Genomic DNA, 25,696 nt, shown 5'->3' with positions numbered 1-25,696 from the left:
TGTAACCGTAGCGTTATAAAGCAGCCAAGATTTGTGCATACCAGGTATTTATCACCGTTACCTGGACGGGGCTTGGATCAGCCCCAGGATCCGTATGCCCGCACGGTATTTTCGCTGATCTCGGCGCACACCCCGGCGAGGTCCTTTCCTGTCAATTCCGCGATGGCCTGGACCGTGTACGGGACCATGTAGCTGGCGTTCGGACGGCCCCGGTGCGGGTGGGGCGTCAGGAAGGGTGCATCGGTTTCGACCAGGACCAGCCCGGGGTCCGCCACAGCCAGCGCGGCCCGCAGGTTCGCGGCATTCTTGAAGGTCAGCGTGCCAGCGAAGGACATGTACCAGCCTTCCCGGTTGCAGATCCTGGCAAGTTCTTCATCTCCGGAGAAGCAGTGGAACACCACCCGGTCCGGTGCGCCCTCCTCCCCCAGGACCTGGACCACCTCGTTGTGCGCGTCGCGGTCGTGGATCTGCAAGGTCAGGTCCAGCCGCTTGGCGATGTCGATGTGGCGCCGGAAGGAGTACTTCTGGTGCGCAAGGCCCTCGCCGTGGGTGCGGAAGAAGTCGAGTCCGGTTTCGCCGATGGCACGGACCCGCGGGTGTGCGGCAAGGCTCTCGATTTCCGCGAGCGCCTCCTCCAGTTCACCCTTCTCCGCATAGCGGGGCGCGTCGTTCGGATGCAGGGCGACGGCACCCAGCAGCCTGCTGTCCTGGTCCACGGCATGGACGGTGAAACGGGAGGATTCAAGGTCACAACCCACCTGCACGGCGCCCTGGACCCCCACAGCGGCCGCTGCATCAAGGGCGGCCTTGATCCCGACGGGCGCCTCCCCGTCCGGGAAGTCAAGGTGGGTGTGGTTGTCCATGACGGGTACCGGCAGCGGCTCCGGAGCCGGCGGAAAGTTTCGTTTTCCCGCACCTGGGGCGTCCGGGCCTTCCTGGGCGTCGGGGATGCGGTAGGCGTCAGGAACCAGGGCGTTGCACATCCCTCCAGCCTAACCGCGGGAGGGGCCCTCAATTTCACCGGAACTCTCTGTCTGCTGCGGTAGTTGTGGAAGTAGTCTGGTACGAACAGATGCGAACGCCCACCGAGGGGCGAAGGCAGGCTTGCTGTCCCCGTCCAGGTGAACCAGGGCCGAAAGGTTGCCGATGGAACCCCACCGACGTATTGCCAACGATGGAAGCGCTGCCACCGGTCATCTTCCGGGCGCCCCGGAGCCGCTCAGCCACCTGAACGGGCACCGCCAGGCTCCAATGGATGCCGGAACCTTCCACACAGCCAGCCAGCGCATCCTGACAACGGTTAATACGGTCATCGATGGGAAGTCGGATGCGGCGAAGCTGGCCTTGACTGTCCTGCTCGCGCAGGGCCACCTGCTGCTCGAGGACGTGCCGGGGGTCGGGAAGACGCTCCTGGCCAAGACCCTTGCCCGGACCATCGACTGCACCGTGAACCGGATCCAGTTCACGCCGGACCTCCTGCCCTCCGATGTCACTGGCGTCTCCATCTACAACCAGGCCTCCAGGCTGTTCGAGTTCCGGCCCGGCGCGGTCTTCGCCAACATCGTTATTGGCGACGAGATCAACCGTGCGTCCGCCAAGACCCAGTCGGCGCTCCTGGAATGCATGGAGGAACACCAGGTCACGGTGGACGGCAACTCCTACCGGCTGGATGAGCCCTTTATGGTCGTGGCCACCCAGAACCCGATCGAAATGGAAGGGACCTATCCGCTTCCCGAGGCGCAGCGGGACAGGTTCATGGCGCGGATTTCCATGGGCTATCCGGACAAGGACGCCGAAATCGAGATGCTCGAAACGCACCAGGCGTCCTCGCCCCTGGCCACAGTTTCCGCAGTGGTCACCACCGCTGAAGTGGCCGCCATGATCGCCACCGTCCAGCAGGTCTACGTCTCCCAGGCCGTCAAGGAGTACACGGTGTCCGTCGGCCGCGCCACCCGGGAAAGCCCACTGCTGCGCCTGGGTGCCAGCCCGCGCTCCATGCTGCAACTCCTGCGGGCCGCCAAGGCCACCGCCGCCCTGGACGGACGCGACTTTGTCCTGCCGGACGACGTCGTGCAGGTCGCCGAGGCCGTCCTGGCCCACCGGATCATCCTTGACCGTAAGGCAGCCGGGGCGGGCGAAACCCCACACACCGTGCTGGCGGGCATCCTGTCGAAACTGCCGGTACCGCAGGCTGCCGCCGAACCCGGCCGGGTGCCGGCCGCTGCGGGCAGGAACCGCTAGGCGGAGCCATGGCGCTGTTGGACGGACTGCCGCGGCACCTTTTCACCCCGCGTGGATGGGGCATGATCGGTGCCGGCGTTGCAGCCCTGGCCGCCGCAGCCATTATGGGCCGGCGGGACCTCCTCACGCTCAGCATCCTGCTGCTGGTCCTCCCGTTGGTGTCCGTCGCCGGGATCCGCCTGGTCACGCCGCGGTTCCGGGTCTACCGGGAATTCAACCCTTCGCCGGTGGAAACGTCGTCTCCGACCACAGTGCGGCTGGCTGTGGCCCGGACGGGCAGCGCAAGCGGACGGGCAACCATGGAGGAGAGGCTCCCGCCGCGGTTCGGCGAGTCCCCCGCCTTTCGCTTCCCGTCACGCTCGGCCACCGGCGGGACCAGCCGCTATGAGTACCATCTCCGGTCCGCACAGCGCGGCCAGTTCCGGATCGGGCCGGTGACCGCGGAGTTCACGGACCCGTTCGGGCTTTCGCTGCACCGCCAGGCCATCGACGACGGCGACACGCTGACCGTGACGCCGGCCGCCGTCGTTCTTCCCCTGACCGGGCTGGCCGGCGCAAGGGGCAACGACGGCGTCACCGCCACCAGGATCCGTGCCAACCCCAGCGACGACGACGTGATGACCCGTGAATACCGCAACGGCGACCCCATGCGGCGCGTCCACTGGGCGGCGACCGCCCGGCATGGTGCGCTGATGGTGAGGCAGGAGGAATCGGTCACCACGCCGGAGGCGACCATCATCCTTGACCACCGGGCCGCCGCGTTCTCCGGCCGGTCCCCCACAGCCTCCGCGGCCCTGGCCTTCCACGACGGACACATCCTTTCCACCAGCGGGACCTTCGAATGGGCGGTTGTGGCAGCGATGTCGATCAGCGCACACCTGTCCGAACGCCACTACGGCCTGCGCCTGCTGGATGTCCGCGGCGAACCCGCGTTCCTCCACTCGCCCTCCGCCCCGGATCCGGAGCTGGAGGAGTACAGCGGCGCTTCAGGACTGCAATCCATTGCCGAGGGCCTCGCCGCCATCCACCTCACCGGTCCCCACCAGCGCCGTGACGGCCGGGCTGGCGACGCCGTGTCCCGGGACATGCCGGGGGCGGGCCTGCGCCGCGCCCGGAACCACACCGGGCAGGACAGCGGACCTCCTGCCTTCGACGACCAGCTCATGGACAAGTTGTCGGCCCACCGGATGCGCGGGCCTGTCATCGCAGTGCTGGGCAGGATGTCGCCCGAGGAAGCGCTCGCGCTGGCTCCGGCGGCCGGTTACGGCACAAATGCGTTCGCCATCATGGTGGTTGACCGGCCCGGTGACTTCGGGGATGCCCTCGAAGCGCTCCGGCAGGGCGGCTGGCGGGCGGTGGCCGTCCCGCCGTCGGTGCCGGTAACTGCCGCCTGGGGGCAGTTCGACCAGGACGTGGAGCTACCGGCCCCATCGGCCGACATCCGGCGCGGCGCGGAGGTGGCACGGTGACGGTGGCTCCTCCCCGGTCGGCCGGAACCGGGCAGCGGCCAACCGGTTCGGCGGGCAGTCCCGCCCGGACGCGTGTCGGTGCGTTTCCATGGGCCATGGCGGCGGCAATCGCGGCCTCCGTCTGCGGGGCGGCCCTGTCCCTGAACGGGGTCCTGCGGGGCTGGGGCTGGTACTGGCCCGTCCTGACCACCGTGCTGGTGGTCAGCTTCACCCTCGCCGCCCTTCGTGCGCTGCGGGCCCAGCCCCTGCTCGTGACCGCGGGCGGATTCCTGTCCCTGGCCGCCATCCTGACACTGACCTTCTTCCGCAACTCAAGCATCCTGGGAATCATCCCCAGTGGCACCAGCTTCACCGAGCTGAACCGGCTGATCAGGCGGGCCAGTGAAACCGTCATCGCCGAAACAGCGCCCGTGGCACCCAATGTCGGCATTGTCATGGTGGTCTGCGCAGTCCTGGGCCTTGCGGTGATCCTGGTGGACGCCCTGGCTGTCCCCCTCGGCATGCCCGCCGCCACCGGTGTGGGCCTGCTGGCGATCCTGGTGGTGCCGGCAGTGATCAAGCCCCAAAGCGTGGGCTTCTGGGGGTTCGCCGCCACTGTTGCCGGGTACCTGGCCATCCTCGCCTGCAGCCAGTGGTTTGCGCCTGATCCCCGCACCCAGGCCGACTCGGCACGCAGCCCCGGGCAGGGCCGGCGCGCGGCACTGACGGGTGGCGTGGCCCTGGTCGCCGCCCTGCTGATCCCGGTTGCCATCCCGGGGTTCGACCAGGGCACATTTCCGCAGGGGTCCCGCCTGAGCCCTTGGGGCGCTTCCACCGGCCTGAACCCGATGATCACACTGGGAAACAGCCTCCGGACGCCGGACGGGAGCGGCCGGATCACGTACGCCACGAATGCGGCCGCACCCCTGTACCTCCGCACCGTCACCGTGGAGCACTTCGACGGCGAAACGTGGGGCCCGGACGACCGGAATGCCTCGCGCCTGCCCCTGGTCGGCCAGCTCGATCCCGGGTACGCCGCGCCGGCGAACAACCAGGTGCAGCAGACCACCGCCATCGACACGGGCACCTTCAGCAGTCCCTACCTGCCCGTACCCTACGCGCCCGAGTCCGTCCGGGGCCTGGAAGGGCGGTGGACCTGGGATCCGGCCACGCTGGGCATCATGGCAACGGATACCACGACCCGGCGGCAGGAATACGTTGTGACGTCCTCGGTTCCGGAACTCTCCCCCGCGGTCCTGGCGCAGTCCTCGGCTGCGGTGCGGAACGTCCCCGAGGATTTCACCAGGATCCCCGGCAACGTCCCCGAGATCGTGAGGACCACCGCCGCGTCCGTCGCCGGATCCGCCGGCACGCCGTACGACAAAGCCCTGGCCATCCAGCGGTACCTCCGGTCGGCGCAGTTCAGCTACTCCCTTCAGTCGCCCGTCCAGGGCGGGTACGACGGCAACGGTCTTTCCGTCCTGGCCGACTTCCTGCAGCAGAAGAGCGGCTACTGCATCCACTACTCATCCGCCATGGCGGTCATGGCGCGCCTGGAAGGGATTCCCAGCCGGATCGCGGTCGGTTACGCGCCGGGCCGGCTGACCGGCGCCACCGTGACGGTTGCCGGGCAGGGCGGACTGCCGGAGTACGAGGTGGACGCCCGTGACGCCCACGCCTGGCCGGAACTTTACTTCCAGGGCCTGGGCTGGGTTCCGTTCGAGCCCACACCCTCCCGTGGCGTGGTCCCGGCCTACGCCACGGAATCGTCCGCCCCGTCCGCGCCGGGCGCACTCGAGAACGGCGACGACCTGGTTCCGGACGCAACGCCTGCCCCTGCGCCCGTTCCCAGCGCAACCCCGCTTCCGGCCCCCGGCGGCGGCGGGGGCGGCACCGATGCCAGCGCCCTGCTGATGCCGTGGCTGATCGGGGCCGGCGCTGTCCTGGGCGCCGGCCTACTGGCCGCTTCCCCGCACCTGGTCCGCGCTGCTGTCCGCAGGCGGCGGCTGCGGCCCAGGGATCCTGGCGACGCGGTTCCCCTTGCGTGGAACGAGGTGCTGGACCTGGGCACGGACTACGGGGTGCCGGCGGAGCAAAGCGAGACGCCGCGGGCCTATGCGGGACGGCTTCGTGGCCGCCTGGGCGAACCGGACGGCATGGACGCGGCCGGGCACCGGGCCGTGGGCGTCCTCACCGCCGAGTTTGAGCGCTTCAGGTATGGCCGTCCACCGGTGGCGGTCGCGGCGGGGCAGGTAGCGGACGACGACGGCCGGCCGCGGGCGATGGCTAACGGCGGGGGCGCCGCGGCACGCCTGGCCGCGCTCGAAGACTCCCTGCGTGCCAACGCCAGCCTTCCCCAGCGGCTCCGCGCAACCTGGCTTCCGCCGTCGGTCATGGCGCGGCTGCGCCGGATCCTGGCCGCACCCGCCAAATCCGCAGGGCGGGTTGCGGTTGCAACGGCACAGGCCGCCGCACGGTCCCTGCGCGCGAAGTCACGTTAGGGGCGTGCGGCGGCCTGCCGCTGGAGGTTGCTGCCGTCCTCTTACCGGCCCGGTCTTACTGGCCGGCGTAGGGGTCAGCGATGCCGATGTACTGGGTGTAGAGGTACTCCTCAATGCCCTCGAGTCCGCCTTCACGGCCCAGGCCGGACTGCTTGACACCGCCAAACGGTGCCGCGGCGTTCGAAATGACGCCGGCGTTCAGGCCCAGCATGCCGGTTTCAAGCCGTTCACCCATCCGGATCCCACGGTTGAGGTCCTTGGTGAAGACGTAAGCCACCAGGCCGTAATCGGTGTTGTTGGCCAGGCGCACGGCGTCGTCCTCGCTGGAGAACGTGATGATCGGAGCAACCGGACCGAAGATTTCCTCGGACAGGATCCGGGTGCCTTCGGTGACGCCGGACAGGATGGTGGGCTGGTAGAAGTACCCCGGCCCGTCCACCGGCGCCCCGCCGAGGACAGCCTTCGCGCCGGACGCGACGGCGTCGGAAACCAGTTCGTGAACCTTGTCCCGGCTCTTGGCGTCGATCAGCGGGCCGACCTTGGACTCGGGCTCGGTCCCGCGGGCCGTGGTCATTTCCTTCATCCTCGCGGCGAACTTCTCCGCGAACTCAGCGGCCACGGATTCGTGCACGATGAACCGGTTGGCCGCGGTGCAGGCTTCACCCATGTTTCGCAGCTTGGCCAGCATGGCCCCGGCGACGGCCGCGTCCAGGTCGGCGTCCTCGAATACGACGAACGGGGCGTTCCCGCCGAGCTCCATCGAGGTCCGCAGCACGGTCCCGGAGGCATCGGCGAGGAGGCGGCGGCCGACTTCGGTGGAACCGGTGAAGGACAGCTTCCTCAGCCGGGCGTCCTTGATCAGTGGACCAGTTGTGGCTCCGGCGGTGGAGGTGGGGATGACGTTCAGGACACCGGCCGGCAGGCCGGCTTCCTGCATGACGGCGGCGAAGAGCTGGGAGGTCAGTGGCGTCAGGTTGGCGGACTTCAGGACCATGGTGCAGCCGGCGGCGACGGCCGGTGCGATCTTGCGGGTGGCCATGGCCAGCGGGAAGTTCCACGGCGTGATCAGCAGGCAGGGGCCCACCGGCTTCTTGGTGACCAGCAGCCGGGATTTGCCGTCCGGGGCCACGGAGTAGCGGCCGAAGGCGCGCACGGCTTCCTCGGAGAACCAGCGCAGGAACTCCGCACCGTAGGTCACCTCGCCGCGGGCTTCGGCCAGGGGCTTGCCCATCTCCATGGTCATGAGCAGGGCGAAGTCCTCGGCCCGTTCGGTCACGAGGTCGAATGCCCGGCGCAGGATCTCCCCGCGCTCCCGCGGCGGAACTTTCGCCCAGGACTCCTGCGCGGCCACCGCAGCGTCCAGCGCCGCGGCACCGTCTTCGGCGCCGGCGTCGGCGATGCTCAACAGCACCTTGCCGGTCGCCGGGTCCTCGACGTCGAACGTCTTGCCGGAAGCGGCATCGCGCCACTCACCGTTGATCAACAGGCCGGTGGGAACAGAGGCCAGAAGCCGGCTTTCGCGGTCTGCGCTAACGCCGGGCTGTGCAGTGACAGTCACGATGACTCCCTCGTCAGTAGGGGTGGTGCAGTCCTGCGGCGCCGGCCGGCGGCCGGGCCCAACAGGGCTGATTTAGTGCCAGACTACTGCCGGGATTCACCCCGGGTCTACGCCTCCGCGCACTGCCGAAACCTTGTTCTGCTGTGCAGCTGCACAGCAGAACGGAGCACCCTTTCCGGGCGCCCGGTGCCTCCGTCAGCGGGCGGCCAGCACCGCTGAATAGAGTTCGCGTTTGCTGACCCGGACGTCTTCGGCGACGGCGGCAACGGCCTCCTTGAGGCGGATTCCCTGGGCAACGAGCGCATTCACTGCCGCTACGTGGTCTTCCGGGGCGCCGGCCGCCTGTTCCGGGGCGCCTCCCACCACTACAGCGATTTCACCCCGCACCTCGGAAGACTCAGCCCATTCCAGGAGTTCGCCGAGCGAAGCACGGCGGACTTCCTCGTAGGTCTTGGTCAATTCACGGCAGACGGCAGCGGGACGCCCGGAACCGAACCGTTCCTTCAGTGCCCGGAGCATGGCCTCCAGCCGGTGCGGGGCCTCGAAGAACACCATGGTCCGGCGCTCCCCGGCAAGGTCCGCGAGCCGTGACGCGCGTTCACCGGCCTTCCTCGGCAGGAAGCCCTCGAAGCAGAACCGGTCGGTCGGCAGGCCGGACAGCGCCAGGGCGGTCAGGACGGCGGAGGGGCCGGGAACGGCTGTCACCGTGAGCCCGGCGGCAACCGCACCTTCAACGAGCCGGAAACCAGGGTCCGACACGGACGGCATCCCGGCATCCGTCACCATGACCAGGGTGCTGCCCGTCCTGACCTGCTCCAGCAGTTCAGCCGTCTTCGCTGCCTCGTTGTGTTCGTGGTAGCTGATGACCCGGCCGGCTATGGTGACGCCCAGGCTCTGCACCAGCCGGTGCAGACGCCGGGTGTCTTCCGCTGCCACGATGTCGGCGGTTCCCAGTAACTCCACGAGCCTGGCAGAGGCGTCCCCCGTGTTTCCGATCGGAGTGGCGGCCAGGACTATGCGTCCGACAGCCGGGCCGGAGGCTGGCGGGGTGCTGGGGTTAGGATCCACGCCTCCAGCCTACTGCTGCGGGGACAACCAGCCGCAAAAGGTAGCATGGGGCTCGTGACGCAGACCTCCACGCAGCCGCAGGAAGCTGCACGGCCCAGCGCCGAACACCCCGCTTCCGCCACAGCCGGCAAGGCCGGGGAGGCTGCACCCCCCAGCCGCGCCGTGGACACCAGCGGCGTCCGGCGGGGCCGGACCTGGCTCAGCCGTCCGGACGAGGCCTTCACCGTCGAAGCCCTGCACGCCCGCGTGGCAGGCGGCGTCCGCTCATGGCGCGACTACCCGCCGTCGCTCCGGCTCTGGCTGCTGCTCGTCCCCGTCCTGACAGCCGTGGCCGGCGGGATCCTGCGGTTCGTCCGGCTTGATGCCCCGCACAAACTCGTCTTCGATGAGACTTATTACGTCAAGGACGCATACTCCTACCTGATGAGCGGCTACGAACGCTCCTGGCCGGACACGGCGAACGATTCATTCAACGCAGGCAATCCCGATGTCCTGCTGTCGTCCCCCGAATACGTGGTCCACCCCCCGGTGGGAAAGTGGATGATCGCTGCCGGGATGTGGCTCTTTGGTGCGGATAATTCCTTTGGCTGGAGGTTCGCGGCGGCCCTGGCCGGCACACTCTCCATCCTGCTGGTCTCCCTGGTCGCCCTGAAGCTGTTCCGCTCGCTGCCACTGGCCGGGGCCGCGGGCCTGCTCCTGGCAGTCGACGGACACCACCTGGTGATGTCGCGGACCTCCCTCCTGGACATCTTCCTGATGTTCTGGGTCCTGGCCGCATTCGCCGCCCTGCTGCTCGACCGCGACGACGGGCGGCGGCGCCTCGCACACCGGCTGGGGCAGGCCGCGGCACGCAACGGCGGACAGCCGCCCGGCGCCATGCTCCTCGCCGGCCCCTGGCTCGGGATCCGCTGGTGGCGGCTGGCCGCCGGCGTCTGCCTCGGGCTGGCGGCCGGCACCAAATGGTCGGGGCTGTTCTTCCTGGCAGGGTTCGGGCTGCTCACCGTTTTCTGGGATCTGAGCGCACGCCGGGTCGCAGGCATCCGCGGCTGGATCAGCGGCGGCATCATCAAGGACGGGATCCCGGCGTTCCTTTCCATCGTCCCCGTGGCAGGGCTGGTGTACGCGGCCACCTGGACCGGCTGGTTCCGTTCGGACAACGCCTACTTCCGCCGCTGGGCGGAAAGCAACCCCTCGCCGGAATGGGACTGGCTGCCGGACTCCGTCCGGTCACTCGCCCACTACCACCGGGAAGCGTACACGTTCCACCAGGGCCTGGGCTCCGAGCACCCGTACGAGGCAAGTGCCTGGAGCTGGCTGGTACTCGGCCGGCCGACGTCGTTCTTCTACGAATCCCCGCAGCAGGGCACTGCCGGCTGCACCGTGGAAAAATGCACCTCGGCGATCCTGTCCGTCGGCAACCCCCTGATCTGGTGGGGTGCCACGGTCTCCCTCGTTATCCTGCTGTTCTGGTGGGCGGGGCGGCGCGACTGGCGTGCCGGTGCCATCCTGGCCGGCGTGGCCATGGGCTACCTGCCGTGGTTCCTCTACCCGGAGCGGACCATGTTCTACTTCTACGCGGTGTCCTTCGAGCCGTTCCTCATCCTCGCCCTGGTGTACTGCCTGGGCCTGGTGCTGGGCCGGGCCACCGATCCGCCGTGGCGCCGGCGTTCCGGCCTCTACCTTGCGGCGCTGTTCGTCGCGGCGGCCGTGCTGCTCTCGGCGTTCTTCTACCCCATCTGGGCGGCCGAGGTCATCCCCTACCAGGAGTGGCGGGTCCGGATGTGGATGCCGTCCTGGATCTAGGGCAGGATTGCTACAGACCCCAGGAAGACGCCGCTGCCGCGGCATGGCCGCGGAACGGAGACGCGCTGTGAGAGAAGCAAGCACGGAACTGCTGGTGGAGCTTGATGCCGACAGCAACGTGACGGACCTGCTGCTGGAACAGCACGCTGCCAACCCCGCCCATGCCCTGTACCGGCGCAAGGGTCCCAACGGCTGGGTGGATGTGCCGGCGTGGAAGTTCCTGCAGGACGTGAGCGCGCTCGCGAAGGGGCTGATCGCCGGCGGGCTCGAGCCCGGCGATACCGTGGCGGTTATGTCCGCCACATCCTACGAGTGGACGCTTGTGGACTTCGCCATCTGGTTTGCCGGCGGGGTGACGGTGCCGATCTACGAAACGTCCTCTGCCCGGCAGGTGGAATGGATCATCCGCGACGCCGGTGCCCGCCGGGTGTTCGTGCAGGACCGGGCGATAGCGGAACTGGTCGCCGGCGTTGTTGCCGGCTCGCCGCCGCTGCGGGACCGCCTGGTCAGCGTTGTGCGGATGGACGACGGCGGCGGGGCGCCCAATCTGCCGAGCCTCGCCGCCGCCGGTGCCGGAGTCAGCGATGCAGAGCTTGAGCGGCACCGCAGCCGGGCAAGCCTGGATGACGTAGCGTCCCTCGTGTACACCTCCGGCACCACCGGCAATCCCAAAGGCTGCGAGATCACGCACGGCAACTTTGCCCTGGTTGCAAAGAACATTGTGGCGTTCCTTCCCGAACCGCTGCTCGCCGACCAGGCGCGCACGCTGATGTTCCTGCCGCTGGCCCACGTCCTGGCCCGGGCAGTGCAGGTTGTCTGCCTGACAGCCGGTGCAACGCTGGGCCATACGCCGGGCGCGGCGCAGCTCCTGGAAGACCTGGGCTCGTTCAAACCGACGTTCCTGCTGGTGGTCCCCCGGATCTTCGAAAAGGTCCGTGCCACGGCAGCGCATAAGGCCGCAGTGGCAGGCAAGGCCAGGCTGTTCAATGCCGCGTCAGCGGCTGCGATCGACTACTCGCGGGCCTTGGACCGGGAGAGCCGGGGCGGGGGTCCGGGCCCGGGCCTGCCCGCCAGGATCCGGCACGGCCTCTTTGACCGGATCCTGTACCCGCGGCTTCGCCAGGCCTTGGGCGGCCACGTGGCCTACACCGTCTCCGGCGCCAGCCCGCTGGCAGACGAGGACGCCCACTTCTTCCGTGGCGCGGGCATCCCCGTGCTTGAGGGATACGGGCTTACCGAAACCACCGCACCCTGTACGGTCAACACCCCGTCCCGCACCAGGGTGGGAACGGTGGGCATCCCCATCCCCGGGACCACCATCCGGGTTGCCGGGGACGGCGAGATCCTGGTCAAGGGCATTGGCGTCTTCCGCGGCTACCACGCAAACCCGGCCGCCAATGCCGAAGCCTTCGTGGACGGCTTCTTCCGCACCGGCGACCTAGGAGTGCTGGACGCTGACGGGTTCCTCACCGTGACCGGCCGGAAGAAGGACCTGCTCGTCACCGCAGGCGGCAAAAACGTGGTGCCTGGTCCCCTGGAAGAAGCCATCCGCACGCACCAGCTGGTGGCCCATGCCGTGGTGGTGGGAGACGGGAAGCCTTTCGTTTCCGCGCTGGTGACCCTTGATCCGGAAGGCCTGGACAACTGGCGCTCCGAGCGTGGACTCCCGCCGCTGCCCGTGCGGGAGGCGATTACCGATCCCCAGGTGCTGGCGGGTGTGCAGGCGGCGGTGGACCAGGCGAACCTCTCGGTGTCCAAGGCCGAGTCAGTCCGCTCATTCACCCTGCTGGACACCGAGTTCACGGTCGCGTCGGGTCACCTCACGCCGTCACTCAAACTGAAGCGGAGCGCCGTCGTACAGGACTTCCAGTCGGAGATCGCCAGGCTCTACGCCTGACCCTCCCCCGGTTCCCCGCGCAGCAGGCCGCGCCGCCGCCTTGTCGGCCAGGTCAGGACCAGGGTCACCAGGGCCGTCAGCAGCACCAGGCCCGCGATTGTGATGCCCGCATCAATCCAGAACTGGCCTGGGAACAGCCTGATCAGGGTGTCGTCCAGGCTGAAGGTCCAGGACCCGTCAGCAAAGAAGATCCGGTGGAACTCGGTGAAGAACTGCTGCCAGCCCAGGAACGCCAGGGTGCCGAGCCCCAGGATGACTGCCAGCGTGATGATGGAACCGGCGAACAGGCCCCTGCGGACCCCACCCGTGCTGCGTTTGCGCAGGTAAAGGATGGCGATAAGGCACAGCAGCAGCAGGAGCGCGCCGGCGCCGAAGGTGGACAGGATCACCAGCTTCACGTCGGCCATGTGGCTGACCTCGCCATCCTTGAAAAGCTTGTCCCCGCTGCGGTGGACCAGGTCGCCGAGGTAACGGGGGCCCGCCCAATTGCTCAGGTAGTCGACGGCGTAGGACCCGTAAGTCATGCGGTCATCGGTGCTGAAGCCGTAACCGTCGCCGGGGAAGCCCGGGCGGTTGTATTCCACCCACAGGAACAGCGGACTGGTGACAGCCCGCACGGCCAGGACCAGGAGGACCACGGGGAAGAAGATGGCGAGCAGGACCTGCATCACGCGGGGGGCTACGGGGCGGGCGTTGGCGGCGCTTTCCCGCTCGGCGTTGCGGCGCTCCACTTCCTCCCGGGGTGGCCGCACCTGGAGCGCTGAGGTCTCCAGCGGCTCCCGGAAGACCGGTGAAGCTGCCGGGGCGTCCCCGCCGTGGCTGCGGGGTGTGTCGGCTGCCGCCTCCGCGGCCTTCCGGTCGGCACGGCTTTCGGGCTGGTCCTTGCCGGTGTTCCCGGCGGTGCTGCCGGTCCCGGCTTCCGTCCCAACAGCGGAGGAGCCGGCGGCCGGTTCCGCCGCGGACGGTCCGGTGGAAGCGGATTCCGCGGGGTCCTTGCCGGCAGGCGTCATCCAGGAGAATGCGGGCTCGTCAGAGTCCCCGGACGTATCCAGGAAAGGCTCCGGCTGCGGCGCAGCGCTCTTGGCGCGGGCCGGTGTCTCGTCTTTCACAGCAGCGTCACTTCCGTCGGGTTTCCACGCCGCGCCGGGACCGCCGGCGCGTATCTTCTCTGTTCTCGAGCCTACAGTCCGTGCATCGGACCGGGCGAGGAACCACCCCGGCCGGAATTACAACGATTCAGGCAGCGATTTCCGAGTAGCCCGCATCTTCGCGCCGGAGGTCGCCCCGTTCCCCGGCCAGGTAGGCCCGCCGGCCCCAGACCAGGGCGTAGACCCAATAGGCGGCCAGCACCGCGGCGCCGATGCCGATTTTGGCCCAGACCGGCAGCGCGCTGGGCGTGACGAAACCCTCGACCAGGCCGGAGACGAACAGGACCAGGACCAGCCCCAGGGCAACCGTGATCAGCGACCTGCCTTCCTCGGCGACGGCGCGTCCCCGGGTGCGTGGCCCCGGCGACACCATGGCCCAGAAAATCCTGAGGCCGGCCGCGCAGGCGATGAACACGGCGGTCAGTTCCATCAGCCCGTGCGGCAGGATGTAGCTGTAGAAGACATCGGGTTTGCCGGCAGCGGCAAAGACACCGGCCGCAATGCCCACGCCCTGGGCGTTGCTGAACAGGATCATCGGCACCCACACCCCCGTGATGCCGAGGGCAACGGCCTGGGCGCTGATCCACGCGTTGTTGGTCCAAACGGCACTGGCGAACGAGGCCGCGGGGTTTTCCGAGTAGTAGCCGACGAAGTCCTCTTCGACGTATTGCCGGACTGCCGCTTCCGACGCGACCGCACGCAGCGCTTCGGGGGAGGTGCCAATCCACAGCGCATAGGCGGCAGCGATAGCCATGAACGCGGCTCCGCAGGCGAGGGTGAGCCAGGCAATGCGGTAGAACGCGGCCGGAAGTGCCACAACGAAGAACCGGGCCAGGTCCGCCACCGGGTTGGAGCGGGCGCCCGTAAACCGTGTCCGGGCCTGCGCCAGCGTTGCGGACAAGGAAGCGGACAGGCCGCTTTCGGGGGCCACGGAGCGGATCAGTGACAGGTGCGAGGACGCGGACTGGTACAGGGCCAACAGTTCATCCGCTTCACGGCCGCTCAGCCTTGCCTTGGTGGCGAGGTCATTCAGCCGCGACCACTTGTCCGCATTAACGGCGGAGAAGGCGTCCATATCCACGGGACCAGCCTAGCGTCCGGCACTAGACTTTGACCGTCCGCCCCAACAGTTTCGAGGAACGGGTCCAGTTTGAGTCCGATAGTCACCGGTGAGGCAGTCGTCCTGGAACTCCGCCCCGCGTCGTTCGCCGCGCGCGCCCTGGGGCTGATCCTGGATGTCCTCCTGCACGCCGTCCTGCTGGTGGTGGTCCTGCTTGGCCTCGGCGCGGCCGGCCGGGACATTGATGAGGCGGCGATGCGCGCGCTGGTGCTGTCCAGCGTGGTGTTCTGCCTGGTGATCCTTCCCGTGGCTGTCGAAACCATGACCCGTGGCCGGTCGCTGGGCAAGCTGGCTGCGGGCCTGCGTGTGGTGCGTGAGGACGGCGGCGCCATCCGTTTCAGGCACGCTGTGATCCGCGGCCTCACCGGGTTCCTGGAGATCTACCTGACCCTCGGCGGCCTGGCCCTCGCGGTGGCCCTTTTCAACGACAAATCGCGCCGGCTCGGCGACCTGCTGGCAGGTACCTATGCCATCCGCAGCCGGGTTCCTGTTGAGCCGCCGGTTCCGGTTTTCGTCCCGCCCAGGCTGCATTCCTGGGTGGCTGCTGCCGATATTGGGCGGATCCCCGACGCCACGGTGCGCAGGGCCACGCAGTTCCTCCGCCAGGCCGGAAGGATGGCGCCGCTCTCCAGGGCCGGGATGGCGGCGGCCATCGCGACCGAACTTGTCGCCCATGTGGCTCCATCCCCTCCTGCGGGAACAGGGCCGGACGAGTTCCTTGCCGCCGTCGTTGCCGAGCACCGGGATCGGGAACTCAACCGCCTGGCGCAGCAGCGGCACCGGAACGCCGAGGTGGGCGGGCGGCTGCAGCGGTTGCCTTTCAGCGGCTGACAGTTAGCGGTTGAAGATCAGCGGCTGAGGTCAGTTGTCGTACTCGCTCCAGGGGATGTTCCAGTCCCCGAAGCCGTCGTCGTGGGCGGCGTAGTCGCCTTCCGTATTGACGATGTGGACGACGTCCCCGGTGCCCATGTTGTCAAAGACCCAGGCGGCGCCGTCGGGAGCGAATCCGATGCAGCCGTGCGAGACGTTCGTGTTGCCGATGAAGGGGAAGGCGGACTCGAGCGCCTGGTGGATGTATGCGCCGCTGAGTGTAAGCCGGATGGTGTACTCAACGTCAACGTCGCCGTAGTAGGCGGGGTCGTCCGGCTTCAGTCCGATGCTCGAGGCGCGGAAGTGGTCGTAGCGCTTCTTTTCCATGAGCACGCCGTAGCCGCGGGCTGACGGGAAGCGCTTGTCCCCCATGCTGACCGGAAGCGTCTTGACCACCTGGTCGTTGACGCTGAGCGTGAACGTGTGGGCGGCGGCGTCGGCCACAGCCACCTTCTTGTCCCCGATGGCCATGGTCATCTTCTTGTTGAAGTTGGCGATCTGACCGTTTCCGAGGTCCACCCCGAAGAGCTGCATGTCCATGGACACGGTGGAGTTGGCCACCCAGAACCCTTCCGCCCGGTAACGGACCATCTTGTCGCTGTGCCAGTGGAAGGCGCCCACCTGGCCCGCGCTGCTGGTGACCTTGATGGCCTTCTCGACGGCGTCGCGGTTGAGTACCGGTTCGCTGAAGATGATCTGCAGCGGCTGGCCCACGCCCACTTTCATGCCGTCCAGCGGGTAGATGGCAGCGTCGGCCTCGTGCGAACTGGAAACCGTGCTGAACGCCTGGGTGGTGCTGGTTTCGCGGCCCGCGCCATCCTTGACCACGTAGGTGTAGCTGTAGTCGGAATTGAACTTCAGCGGTCCGGAGGCGGTCCAGCCGGTGCCGGCAGGGTCGATGCTCCCCTCGACCGTTTCGCCCGTGGTGCTGGTCAGGGTCACTCGTTCGATGGTGCCGTTGGTGACCTTCAAGGTCACCGGTGCCGCGGGGTTGACCTGTTTGGCGCCGTTGGCCGGGGCGGCCTCGGACTTAACCGGGGCAACCACGGGCATCGCGATGCCGGGAGAGGTCCGGACCGCGGATCCTGCTTCCGATTCCAGCGCAACGCCGGCCAGGCCGGGAGCGACGGCGGCGAACACGCCGCCCGCCGCTGCCAGCACGCACACTGCAGCGACGACGAGAATCTTCTTCAGGGTCCGCGGACGGCGCGGCTGGACTTCGGGCTCCATGTACAGATCCTAGGGGCTGGAAGTAACAGCCCGGGTGCGCGCGGCACCCGGGTGGTTCACTTCTTAGTAACGATAGTGCTCGGGCTTGTAGGGGCCGGCGACGTCGATGTCCAGGTACTCCGCCTGGTCCTTGGTCAGCTCCGTCAGTTCGACGCCGAGGGCATCCAGGTGCAGGCGGGCGACCTTCTCGTCCAGGACCTTGGGCAGGACGTAGACCTGGTTTTCGTATTCCCGCCCGCCTTCGGGCTGGCCATGCTTGGTCCAGAGTTCGATCTGGGCGATGGTCTGGTTGGCGAAGGAGTTGCTCATCACGAAGGACGGGTGGCCGGTGGCGTTGCCCAGGTTGAGCAGGCGGCCCTCGGACAGGACGATGATGGAGCGTTCGGCGTCTGTTCCGGAGTCGAAGACCCACTCGTGGACCTGCGGCTTGATTTCCACCTTCTTGACGCCGGGAACTTTTGCCAGGCCCGCCATGTCGATCTCGTTGTCGAAGTGGCCGATGTTGCCCACAATGGCCTTGTTCTTCATGCCGGCCATGTGCTCGGCCATGATGACGTCCTTGTTGCCCGTGGTGGTGATGAAGATGTCACCCTGCGCCAGGACCGATTCGAGCCTGGCCACCTGGTAGCCGTCCATGGCGGCCTGCAGCGCGCAGATGGGGTCGATCTCGGTGACGATCACGCGGGAACCCTGGCCGCGCAGCGCCTCGGCGGCGCCCTTGCCCACGTCGCCGTAGCCGCAGACGACGGCGACCTTGCCGCCCATGAGGACGTCCGTGGCGCGGTTGATGCCGTCGGGCAGCGAGTGCCGGATGCCGTACTTGTTGTCGAACTTGCTCTTGGTGACGGAGTCGTTGACGTTGATGGCGGGGAACAGCAGCTTGCCCTGCTCGGCCAGCTGGTACAGGCGGTGCACGCCGGTGGTGGTTTCCTCGCTGACACCCTTGATGGTGGACGCCGTGCGGGTCCACTTCTGCGGGTCCGCGGCGATGGAACGGCGGATGACATCGAGGAAGATGCCGTACTCTTCCGAGTCGGTGGGGTCCGCGGAGGGGACGATGCCGGTGGCTTCGAAGTCAACGCCCTTGTGCACCAGCATGGTGGCGTCGCCGCCGTCGTCCAGGATCATGTTGGGACCCAGCTCCGGGTTGGACTCCGCACCGGGCCAGGTGAGGATCTGCTCGGCGGTCCACCAGTATTCCTCGAGGGTCTCACCCTTCCAGGCGAAAACGGGGACACCCTGCGGGTCCTCCACCGTGCCCTTGCCCACCACAACTGCGGCGGCGGCTTCGTCCTGCGTGGAGAAGATGTTGCAGGAGGCCCAGCGGACCTCGGCGCCCAGCGCGGTCAGCGTTTCGATCAGGACGGCCGTCTGCACGGTCATGTGCAGGGACCCTGCAATGCGCGCACCCTTAAGCGGCTGGCTTTCGCCGAATTCCTCCCGCAGCGCCATCAGGCCGGGCATTTCGTGTTCAGCCAGGCGGATCTGGTGCCGCCCCGCCTCCGCCAGCGAGATATCGGCAATTTTGTAGTCGAAAGTCATGGGTGGTCCTCTGTTGTGTCCAATATTGCCGTGTCCGGCGCGGCGCCTGTCGCGGGCACCTGTGGTCTGTGGATGTGGGCGGGGCCCGCCCAGGCCGCGGGCCCGGGATCTAGGCTGCGGGCCCGGGATCGTGCTGGTCGGAGCCTGCGGAGGTGGCGGCAGCCAGCAGTTCCGGAGGCAGGAGGAGCGGAATGCCGTCCTCGATGGCGTAGCGGGGCTTGACCCCGGCCGCGTCGGGGGCCGTGGCCACCAGTTCCCCGCCGTCCTGGACCAGGGGTGAACCCGTCACGGGGCAGCGCAGGACGGACAGCAGTTCGGGACTGATTCTTGGCATTGGTTCATGCTCCATGGCGGGCGCGCTCGCGCCGGTAGCGGACGGGTGTGCAGCATCCAGCCTACCGCCAGATGGATCTCAGGACGGCTCGCGAAGGACGCGCAGGTGCGCCCTGCGGGTGCCTTCGGCGCCCGCAGGGGCCTCAAGGGCGGAATGGGAACCGCGCTGGGCCGGCGCCTGCTGGCCCTGGGGCGGCAGGGCGGCGGCGTCACGAACGGCGTTCGCGAGGGCGAGCAGGTCGTCCGGTCCCGGCTGCTGCGGTGTGGTGGGCATGGCCAGGCGCAGGACTTCCCAGCCGCGGGGAACGGTGAGCGAGTCGGCGTGCTGTTCGCAGAGGTCGTAGCAGTGCGGCTCAGCGTACGTGGCCAGCGGGCCGAGGACGGCTGTGGAGTCCGCGTACACGTACGTCAGGGTGGCCACCGCCGACTGGCGGCAGGCAGATCTTGAACACTGACGGATAGCTCCCACGACATCACAGACTACTCGGTGTTACGCCCGATTCCGCGCATTGCCGCCCCCGGACGGGACGCGTCCTTGCTCCGGGGCGGATCTATCGCGTAATTCCTATCCCGGGTTTACAGTCAATATATGCAGTCATCGAACCAGAAATCAGGTTTTACGGTCCGGTTGGCTGACCCGGATGTCCGCAGGGATCCGGGCGGGGAGCCCAAGGGCAAGAGCTTTATGCAGCGCCGCCGCAACCGCCACGGCCGGGGCCTGCGGGGCGAAGTGATGCTCCCCACGCATCCCGGCTTCCGCACCCGTTCAGACCGTTTTGATGACATGGTCCTGGACTCGGCGCAGCGGCTCCATGACATCTGGGGCAAGACCCTGGATGGGGTGAGGTTTGGCGTGGATGAAATCCCGCCGGACCTTGAACAACTGGCGGCCACCTCCGCTCCGGCACCGATGGGCGCCTACATCCCGGCCAGTGGGAACGAAGGCCCCATGATCACTGTCTACCGACGGGTAGTGGAACAGGCCTGCCCAGGAATCGAGGAGCTCCAGGACCTCGTCCATGACGTCGTGGTGGAGCATACCGCGGAGATGCTCGGCGTGGCCCCCGAAACCCTGGACCCGGTGTACCGGCGCCGGTACTGACGGGCACCTCGGCCCGGGTTGCGCATTTTCCGGACAACCGGGCCCGGTCCGGGCCGCCCCGCTAGTGGCTGACGGTGACCGGCACCGTTTCCTGCCCGGCGGCAGCCGCCTGCAAAGCAAGTGCCGAGACGTCGTTGCGGCCGTCCTGCTGCAGCAGCACGGCACCATAGGCAGCGCCACCGGAAGCCGATACGACGTAGCCAACCACGTCCGCATCGTCCGCTTTGTCCGGCACGGCGATGGACGCCGTCGTCCCCCCTGCGATGTCCGCCGTGGAGGGCGCGCGCACCTTTCCATCCGCAGTGATGGCGGCGTAGGTGATGCTGGCCCGCCCGTCCAATGCACCGAACACCAGCTGGCGCTGGCCGCCCCGCGGAACGGGAACGACGTGCTGGCTGCCCAGCCGCACGCCGGCTGCGGCCCAGGCAACATCGGCAGGCTGGTCCGCCTGGAGGCCCCGGCTGATGCGTGTGGCGGCAGCAAAGGAAACATCGGACTCCGCGGAAACGGTGTAGTGCCCGGCGGGCACGCCCGCCAGGGAAACTTCGGTGACCGAACCCGCCTTGGCGGTGACAACGCCGCCCCCGGGCAGTGCCTTTTGGCCGTCGCGCCCATACAGCTTGATATCCACCACCGCGTCCGAGGGTCCGGGCACAGTGAGTTGCAGTGCGGGGCCGGCGTCCCCGTAGCCGGAGTCGTCGGTGAGGGAGGCTATGGCAGCGGGGTCCTGGATGTCCACGCCGGTCATGACCTGCCGGACGGCGGGCGCGGCGCCCGGGGCGATGAAGTCAACTCCGCCGGGAGTCAGCCCGCGCAGGACGCTTTGCTGGATGGCCGCGGCGACGGGTCCGCCCGCGCTCCGGACATGGACGCTCAATTGCGCTTCCCCGGGCGCGAGGCCGGCGAGCACCACCGAGCGGGTGGTTCCCGGTGCGACCAACAGGCCACGGCTGCCTGGAGCCTGGATCTGCCCCTTGCTGCCAAAGAGTTCGAGGCTGACGGTTGCGGGCGTCGTGGAGGCGTTGGTCAGCAGCAGCACCGACGTGCGGCCCACAGTGGTGCTGGCCCCAGCCAGCCATTGGTCGTTGGAGGGCGGCTGGCAGTTCGCGGCCGCTGTTCCCTGGAGATCGCCGTCGGTGGCCGTGAACTTCATGGCCCCGGCTGCGGAGGCCTGCTGGTTGGCCACGGCGTCTGCGCTGAGGACCGTTGCCCGGTCAACGGACCGGTTTGGCACCGTTCCGGCCAGGAGTTCCTGGCGGGCCCCTTCCGCGGGCGGCTGCCCCGGATCTTTGGCGATTTCGACGGCGGTGGCACCGTCCAGCTCCGACAGCCGGCTGGCGGGAAGCACGCCCGAGGCGCCGAGAACGGCCGCTGTCACCGAGCTGGCAGCGGTGGCGGACACCGGGCTGAACTGGGGATCTGTTCCGGCTTCCGTACCTTCCAGCAGCCGGGCAGGGCCGGGGCAGACACCCACGCTCTCCCCTGCCGGGACGGCAGCAAGCGCGGCCGGAAGGATCCGGCTGGACTGGGGCGGGGCGACCACCGTTCCGGCCGCAACCAGGGCACCGGCTCCAAGGAGGACGAGTGCCCCGCCGGCGGCACCGGCGAGGGAGCCCGGCCGCCGCCTGGCGGAACCCTGGACGCTGCTTCCTGCGGGACGTTTCTCCGTGGCGGTTGCCCCGGCCGCCACGGCGGAACTGGTTTCCTCATGCATTCTGCTGCTCCTTACGCAGGGAGCCTTCATCACGGGAGATGCCGGTGCGTTGCCTCCGTGCCGGCATGGGGATAGCCAGCATGACGGTAAGCCCGATGACCGTGCCCTGGGCAATTCCCGTCCATACGGACCAGGGGTTGTCGTAGCGGATCTCCAGGTGGCCGCCGGTGGGAGGCAGGGTAAAGGCCTGCGACCACCCGGACGTGGTGGATGTCAGCTTCCGGCCGTCGAGCCAGGCTGTCCAGCCGGTATCCGCACGTTCCGCAAGCACTACAAGGCGGCCTTCGGGCCCTGCCGGCACCTGGGCATCGACGTTGTTGTAGGAAGACGGCACCAGCGCCGTGGTGGCGCCGGCCGTGTCGACGATCCGTACCCGGTGGGTGATGTCTGCCGGCTGCAGGACGGGCTGGTTCAAGGGCGTGATCCGCCAGAGCCATCCGACATCGGTCTGCCCCACGGCAACCAACCCGGGGACGGCGTCCATTCTGCTGGCGGTGAGCTGCGCCGCCGTGTCAGCGGACCTGAGGACTATAAAGCCGACGCCCAGATCCTCGAGGTCGCTGCGGGGATCGACCCCCTGCCCGGCAACAAGGGTGGCCACCACACGGCGGATCGATGCGGTGACGTCGTCGTCATCGCGGATAGTCTCCGACCCGGGCGCACCCATGATGTTCCGGGCAGACGCGATGGCTGAGAGGTTGTCGAGGGTGGTGCCCGCTCCGCGCATCAATGCGGCGTCGAACGCGCCATCCTCCCCTGTGTTGATCAACAGGGTGCGTGTCTGTTCGGGTCCGATGCCGCGGTCGATAGCCGTTGCCGGCAGGGTCCTCGGGTTCACGGATTCGACCAGCCGCGCGGTTCCCAGCCCGGGGCCGTCGGTCCCGGCGGCCCGGGGCCGGGCAGCACCGGAGAGGACAGCATCGGGACTGCCTGCCGGGCCGGCAGTGGCGGCAGCCGGGCGCAGAAGGTTCCGGGCGGACCAGGCGGCCATTCCGGCAAGCGAGCCAACGAGCACCAGGATCATGCCCACGGCGACGGCGGACCGTGCCGCAGCGCGGCGCCTTGTGGCACCGGCAGGTGCCTTGTCCGCGACGCTGAGAAGCTGTTCCGCTCCCAGGAGCGACGCACCAAGCAGAACGAATGAGGCAGCGGAAACAGCCGGGCCCGTGAAGGGCACAACCAAAGTGCCGGCATTCAGGCTGACGGCCAGATGCGAAGCCAGCCAGCCGCATGCCAGGGCGATCAGTCCGGCGAGCCACAGGGACTTCACCATCCTGCCGCGGCGCCCCGGGCTGAAGAGCCCGGCCGCTGCCAGCACCAGGACAGGGACGGCCAGCAGCAGTGCCAGCAGCAATCCCCATGGGACCGGACCGTCCTGGAAGTAGGGAAGCCCCTCAACTCCCCCGCCGGGGCTGAAAGCAAGGGGCTGGCCCAGGAGTTGCTGCCACAACGGGGCAGCGGTGAAACCAAGCGGCAGGCCTGGATCAGCGAGCAATGCCCGCGGCTTATCCAGCACGGAGAGCCCAAACGGGATGAACAGCGCCGCGGCGGGCAGCAGGGCCCACCAGATTGTGCGGCCGCGGCGGCCGAGCAGGAGCCCGCACAGGACGATCACCACCGTGGCGGGGACGAGGAGCGACGGAGCCGACGCCGTGACAACGGCCAGTACGAGTCCGGCCGCGGCAGCGGCAGTCCAGGACGGTGTGCCGTTGATGCCGGGCCGGACAGGGGGCCGTTCGCCGCCGCTGTCCCCCGGGGCCGGAAGGGAGAAGCGTCCGTGCCCGACGGCCGACCCGGTTGCGCGGAGCAGGGCAAGGACGAGGAGGGGGATCATCAGGTGAGCCACCAGGGCTCCCACCCGTCCCTGGTTCAGGGCAATCTGGAGGGCTGGGGCGGCAGACCAGAAGAGCGCCGCGGCGAGCCGGAGCCGGCGGCGCACGGTCAGGCCGCCGGCAGCGAACCAGGCGGTCAGGGCTGACAACGGGGTGCTGAGGAGGAGGAGCCAGGCCATGGCGGCGTTCGCGTCACCGCCGCCAAGGACGCCGAGGATCCACAGGACGTACCCAAAGGGATCGCCCCTGCCCGGCAGACCAGCACCGAGGGCGATCCACCAGCTGGTGGCGTGCTGCCAGATATCGCCCAGGCGCGCGGAAACAGGCAGGAGGGCCCCGCCGGCCACGGCGTCGGCGCGGAAAATGCCGGCAAGTCCCAGCAAGGAGGCAACCGAGGCGGCGATGACCGCGGCGAGCGCGCCGTTCCCCACCCAACCTCGCCTCGTGGTGGCAAGGGCTGCGAAGTCATCCGGCGCGTCGCCCGTGGGCTGGTGCGCCAGCGGGTCCTGTTCAAGGTCTTCGGCCTGGCTGCCGTCACTGCCGATTGCCTCCATCAGCGACCGGCGGTGGCTCCAGACTTCCCGCCGGGGCGTCTGGAGCTTGCGGATCACTGAACGGCGGATCCGCCGCGTTCCCCGTGCGGTCCGGCGCGCCCTCGCCACTGCACGGGGCCTACCCAGCGCAGCGGCGGTGGCCAGGAACTGCGACAAGCCATGGCCAGGGTCCTTGAGCGCTATGCTCAGGACCAACCGGAAGATGCTGCCCAGCAGGGCGCCGGCGGCGTGGACCGGAACCAGCCAGAGGGGTGCGTGTTTCAGCCGCAGGTGGACCTGGGCCTTGCGCGCGGCGGAGGGGTTTCCCAAGGCGTGCGGCCGATGGACCACATGGAACATGCGGGCAGCGGGAACCACCACCACGCGGTGGCCGGCGAGGCGGTTGCGCCAGCAGAAATCGACGTCGTCCCCGCTGCCGGGGAGGGCGGGGTCGAAACCGCCGAGATGCTCCCAAATGTCGCGGCGCACCAGCATCCCTGCGGAGTTCACGGCAAAGGTATCGCTTCGGCCGTCGTACTGCCCCTGGTCCAGCTCGTCGGCGTCAATCAGCGTGAGCCGTTCGGCCCAACGGCTGGTGGACAATCCGACGTCGACCAGCTTGCGTTCCGCGTGCCAGTCCAGCTGCTTGCAGCCTGCGACCGTCACGGAGGGGGCCCGTTCGACGGCGCCGAGGAGCTCCGCCAGGGCTTCCGGCGCGGGGGCCGCGTCATCGTGCAGGAGCCAGATCCATTCCTGCTTGCCCCCGGAATCCTGGCCGCTCCAGGGCGCCAGCGCAGCGAGGCCCGCGGACACGGCGGCACCCATGCCGCCCCTGCCGTGGTCGTGGGTGACGACGCTGGAGGCACCCAGTGCCTGCTCGAGCAGGGCACGCGAATCATCGCGGGACCCTGCGTCAACGCCGATAGCCCGGTCTATTGGCCGGGTCTGGCCGGCCAGGGCCGACAGCGTGCGCGGGAGATAGTCACTGCCGTTATGGGCGACCACAACGGCAGTGACATAAACATCCTGGTGAATTAGATTGCTCGCTTCCTTAGCCGCCGGCGCTCACGCTCGGACAGGCCGCCCCAAATACCGAACCGTTCATCGTTCGCCAGCGCGTATTCCAGGCACTGGGACCGAACGTTGCAGGCACCGCACACTTTCTTGGCATCGCGCGTGGAGCCGCCCTTTTCCGGAAAGAAGGCCTCAGGATCCGTTTGGGCGCAGAGGGCATCGGTCTGCCAGCCAAGTTCGCCTTCGTCGTCGAAGTCCTGCTGGAAGGGCAGGCCGATCCAGACCGGCTGCACGGCTCCGGGCGCCGGCAGTTCCATGGGCGGATCAAGTTCATCCTCAGGGTCCGCCGCACCGTTGAGAAGGGCTTCGTGTGCAGCAAGGAATGCTGTGGCCTGGTCCTCAAGGACGCTGCCGGCATCCCGGTTGTACCGCTCCGCGGCTTCGGGATCGGCGGGGTCCACATACCAGTCGCTGGGCACCCCCCGCGCGCGGTACTTTGCCGTTGCCTGACCGGCTACGACGGCATCTTCCTGGATACGCTCTGCTTGCCCCACGGCGACCCTCCTGATGTGTTCAGCCACTGCCTGGATACGCTGGCCCTCGGTTGTGTGCCGGTATTTACGCAATCGCTTTAGATACCTAATTACACGTGTGTAACTAGGGCGAGTCAAGCCGTCGCCGGGATAATAATCAGTGGCACCGCGCATCGCCGCGCACGCCACGCCCGGGAATTTTGGTCCAC

19 protein-coding genes are annotated in these 25,696 nt (G+C 68.4%); 7 read left to right on the top strand and 12 right to left on the bottom strand.

Annotated features, from left to right (window positions below):
- Positions 1-77: 77 nt before the first annotated feature.
- Positions 78-983 (bottom strand): TatD family hydrolase, encoded by a 906-nt coding sequence (locus ACYQ1Z_RS00275; RefSeq protein ID WP_459790323.1) that lies wholly within the window; start codon positions 981-983, stop codon positions 78-80.
- A gap of 163 nt (positions 984-1,146) precedes the next feature.
- On the opposite strand from ACYQ1Z_RS00275, the gene ACYQ1Z_RS00270 reads away from it, so the two are divergent.
- Genes ACYQ1Z_RS00270 through ACYQ1Z_RS00260 form a run of 3 tightly spaced genes read left to right on the top strand, consistent with a single transcriptional unit; the run spans position 1,147 to position 6,190 of the window.
- Positions 1,147-2,241 carry an AAA family ATPase gene (locus ACYQ1Z_RS00270; RefSeq protein ID WP_459790322.1) on the top strand — a complete coding sequence of 365 codons (1,095 nt, stop codon included), beginning with the start codon at positions 1,147-1,149 and terminating at the stop codon, positions 2,239-2,241.
- Positions 2,242-2,249: 8 nt separating this feature from the next.
- Positions 2,250-3,710, top strand: coding sequence for a DUF58 domain-containing protein (locus ACYQ1Z_RS00265; RefSeq protein WP_459790321.1), 1,461 nt, complete (start codon positions 2,250-2,252; stop codon positions 3,708-3,710).
- Positions 3,707-6,190 (top strand): transglutaminase TgpA family protein, encoded by a 2,484-nt coding sequence (locus ACYQ1Z_RS00260; protein WP_459790320.1) that lies wholly within the window; start codon positions 3,707-3,709, stop codon positions 6,188-6,190. The genes ACYQ1Z_RS00265 and ACYQ1Z_RS00260 overlap by 4 nt, the downstream gene beginning before the upstream one ends.
- 55 nt (positions 6,191-6,245) lie before the next feature.
- Here ACYQ1Z_RS00260 and ACYQ1Z_RS00255 read toward each other — a convergent pair whose 3' ends face one another.
- Positions 6,246-7,748 (bottom strand): NAD-dependent succinate-semialdehyde dehydrogenase, encoded by a 1,503-nt coding sequence (locus ACYQ1Z_RS00255; RefSeq protein WP_459790319.1) that lies wholly within the window; start codon positions 7,746-7,748, stop codon positions 6,246-6,248.
- 195 nt (positions 7,749-7,943) lie between these two features.
- The gene (rsmI, locus tag ACYQ1Z_RS00250) at positions 7,944-8,816 is read right to left on the bottom strand and encodes a 16S rRNA (cytidine(1402)-2'-O)-methyltransferase (protein WP_459790317.1); all 873 of its coding nucleotides are present in this window, start codon (positions 8,814-8,816) and stop codon (positions 7,944-7,946) included.
- A 45-nt stretch (positions 8,817-8,861) separates the two neighbouring features.
- Between rsmI and ACYQ1Z_RS00245 the strand changes: the two genes are divergently transcribed.
- Both ACYQ1Z_RS00245 and ACYQ1Z_RS00240 read left to right on the top strand, forming a co-directional pair.
- Positions 8,862-10,619: a dolichyl-phosphate-mannose--protein mannosyltransferase gene (locus ACYQ1Z_RS00245; protein WP_459790316.1), complete on the top strand. Its 1,758-nt coding sequence runs from the start codon at positions 8,862-8,864 to the stop codon at positions 10,617-10,619.
- A 67-nt stretch (positions 10,620-10,686) separates the two neighbouring features.
- On the top strand, positions 10,687-12,516 hold the full coding sequence (locus tag ACYQ1Z_RS00240; protein WP_459790315.1) for an AMP-dependent synthetase/ligase: 1,830 nt from the start codon (positions 10,687-10,689) through the stop codon (positions 12,514-12,516).
- On the opposite strand, the gene ACYQ1Z_RS00235 is transcribed toward ACYQ1Z_RS00240, so the two are convergent.
- Together ACYQ1Z_RS00235 and ACYQ1Z_RS00230 are read right to left on the bottom strand one after the other, a co-directional pair.
- Positions 12,507-13,625: a TIGR01906 family membrane protein gene (locus ACYQ1Z_RS00235; RefSeq protein ID WP_459790313.1), complete on the bottom strand. Its 1,119-nt coding sequence runs from the start codon at positions 13,623-13,625 to the stop codon at positions 12,507-12,509. The two genes, ACYQ1Z_RS00240 and ACYQ1Z_RS00235, sit on opposite strands and share 10 nt — an antisense overlap.
- Positions 13,626-13,752: 127 nt before the next feature.
- Positions 13,753-14,745, bottom strand: coding sequence for a stage II sporulation protein M (locus ACYQ1Z_RS00230; RefSeq protein ID WP_459790312.1), 993 nt, complete (start codon positions 14,743-14,745; stop codon positions 13,753-13,755).
- Positions 14,746-14,814: 69 nt separating this feature from the next.
- Here ACYQ1Z_RS00230 and ACYQ1Z_RS00225 point away from each other — a divergent pair, with 69 nt between their 5' ends.
- Positions 14,815-15,615 (top strand): RDD family protein, encoded by an 801-nt coding sequence (locus tag ACYQ1Z_RS00225; RefSeq protein ID WP_459790311.1) that lies wholly within the window; start codon positions 14,815-14,817, stop codon positions 15,613-15,615.
- A 30-nt stretch (positions 15,616-15,645) separates the two neighbouring features.
- Here the strand turns inward: ACYQ1Z_RS00225 and ACYQ1Z_RS00220 are convergent, their stop codons facing one another.
- The 4 genes from ACYQ1Z_RS00220 to ACYQ1Z_RS00205 all read right to left on the bottom strand — a co-directional run bounded on the left by ACYQ1Z_RS00220 (position 15,646) and on the right by ACYQ1Z_RS00205 (position 19,228).
- Positions 15,646-16,884: a L,D-transpeptidase gene (locus ACYQ1Z_RS00220; protein ID WP_459790309.1), complete on the bottom strand. Its 1,239-nt coding sequence runs from the start codon at positions 16,882-16,884 to the stop codon at positions 15,646-15,648.
- 63 nt (positions 16,885-16,947) lie between these two features.
- Positions 16,948-18,426 carry an adenosylhomocysteinase gene (gene ahcY / locus ACYQ1Z_RS00215; RefSeq protein ID WP_459790307.1) on the bottom strand — a complete coding sequence of 493 codons (1,479 nt, stop codon included), beginning with the start codon at positions 18,424-18,426 and terminating at the stop codon, positions 16,948-16,950.
- Between the two features lie 109 nt (positions 18,427-18,535).
- Positions 18,536-18,760 carry a Trm112 family protein gene (locus ACYQ1Z_RS00210; protein ID WP_459790305.1) on the bottom strand — a complete coding sequence of 75 codons (225 nt, stop codon included), beginning with the start codon at positions 18,758-18,760 and terminating at the stop codon, positions 18,536-18,538.
- A gap of 78 nt (positions 18,761-18,838) precedes the next feature.
- Entirely contained in the window at positions 18,839-19,228 is a 390-nt protein-coding gene (locus tag ACYQ1Z_RS00205; protein WP_459790303.1) for a DUF3499 domain-containing protein, read from the bottom strand.
- 120 nt (positions 19,229-19,348) lie between these two features.
- Here ACYQ1Z_RS00205 and ACYQ1Z_RS00200 point away from each other — a divergent pair, with 120 nt between their 5' ends.
- The gene (locus ACYQ1Z_RS00200; RefSeq protein ID WP_459790302.1) at positions 19,349-19,861 is read left to right on the top strand and encodes a metallopeptidase family protein; all 513 of its coding nucleotides are present in this window, start codon (positions 19,349-19,351) and stop codon (positions 19,859-19,861) included.
- Between the two features lie 61 nt (positions 19,862-19,922).
- On the opposite strand, the gene ACYQ1Z_RS00195 is transcribed toward ACYQ1Z_RS00200, so the two are convergent.
- Genes ACYQ1Z_RS00195 through ACYQ1Z_RS00185 form a run of 3 tightly spaced genes read right to left on the bottom strand, consistent with a single transcriptional unit; the run spans position 19,923 to position 25,508 of the window.
- The gene (locus ACYQ1Z_RS00195; RefSeq protein ID WP_459790300.1) at positions 19,923-21,575 is read right to left on the bottom strand and encodes a DUF5719 family protein; all 1,653 of its coding nucleotides are present in this window, start codon (positions 21,573-21,575) and stop codon (positions 19,923-19,925) included.
- Positions 21,568-24,945 carry a glycosyltransferase gene (locus tag ACYQ1Z_RS00190; protein WP_459790299.1) on the bottom strand — a complete coding sequence of 1,126 codons (3,378 nt, stop codon included), beginning with the start codon at positions 24,943-24,945 and terminating at the stop codon, positions 21,568-21,570. The genes ACYQ1Z_RS00195 and ACYQ1Z_RS00190 overlap by 8 nt, the downstream gene beginning before the upstream one ends.
- Positions 24,946-24,974: 29 nt before the next feature.
- A complete protein-coding gene (locus tag ACYQ1Z_RS00185) occupies positions 24,975-25,508 on the bottom strand; it encodes a WhiB family transcriptional regulator (RefSeq protein WP_459790298.1) in 534 nt (177 codons plus the stop codon).
- Between the last annotated feature and the right edge of the window lie 188 nt (positions 25,509-25,696).

It is taken from the genome of Arthrobacter sp. AD-310 (genome assembly GCF_054656615.1).
This window is presented reverse-complemented; position numbering and strand designations above follow the sequence as displayed.

What these genes read in the sequence shown, in the direction of transcription:
- ACYQ1Z_RS00275 (WP_459790323.1), bottom strand. Translation starts at nt 983, where the DNA reads ATGTGCAACGCCCTGGTTCCTGACGCCTACCGCATCCCCGACGCCCAG.
- ACYQ1Z_RS00270 (WP_459790322.1), top strand. Translation starts at nt 1,147, where the DNA reads ATGGAACCCCACCGACGTATTGCCAACGATGGAAGCGCTGCCACCGGT.
- ACYQ1Z_RS00265 (WP_459790321.1), top strand. Translation starts at nt 2,250, where the DNA reads ATGGCGCTGTTGGACGGACTGCCGCGGCACCTTTTCACCCCGCGTGGA.
- ACYQ1Z_RS00245 (WP_459790316.1), top strand. Translation starts at nt 8,862, where the DNA reads ATGGGGCTCGTGACGCAGACCTCCACGCAGCCGCAGGAAGCTGCACGG.
- ACYQ1Z_RS00220 (WP_459790309.1), bottom strand. Translation starts at nt 16,884, where the DNA reads ATGGAGCCCGAAGTCCAGCCGCGCCGTCCGCGGACCCTGAAGAAGATT.
- ahcY (WP_459790307.1), bottom strand. Translation starts at nt 18,426, where the DNA reads ATGACTTTCGACTACAAAATTGCCGATATCTCGCTGGCGGAGGCGGGG.
- ACYQ1Z_RS00210 (WP_459790305.1), bottom strand. Translation starts at nt 18,760, where the DNA reads ATGCCAAGAATCAGTCCCGAACTGCTGTCCGTCCTGCGCTGCCCCGTG.
- ACYQ1Z_RS00200 (WP_459790302.1), top strand. Translation starts at nt 19,349, where the DNA reads ATGCAGTCATCGAACCAGAAATCAGGTTTTACGGTCCGGTTGGCTGAC.
- ACYQ1Z_RS00195 (WP_459790300.1), bottom strand. Translation starts at nt 21,575, where the DNA reads ATGCATGAGGAAACCAGTTCCGCCGTGGCGGCCGGGGCAACCGCCACG.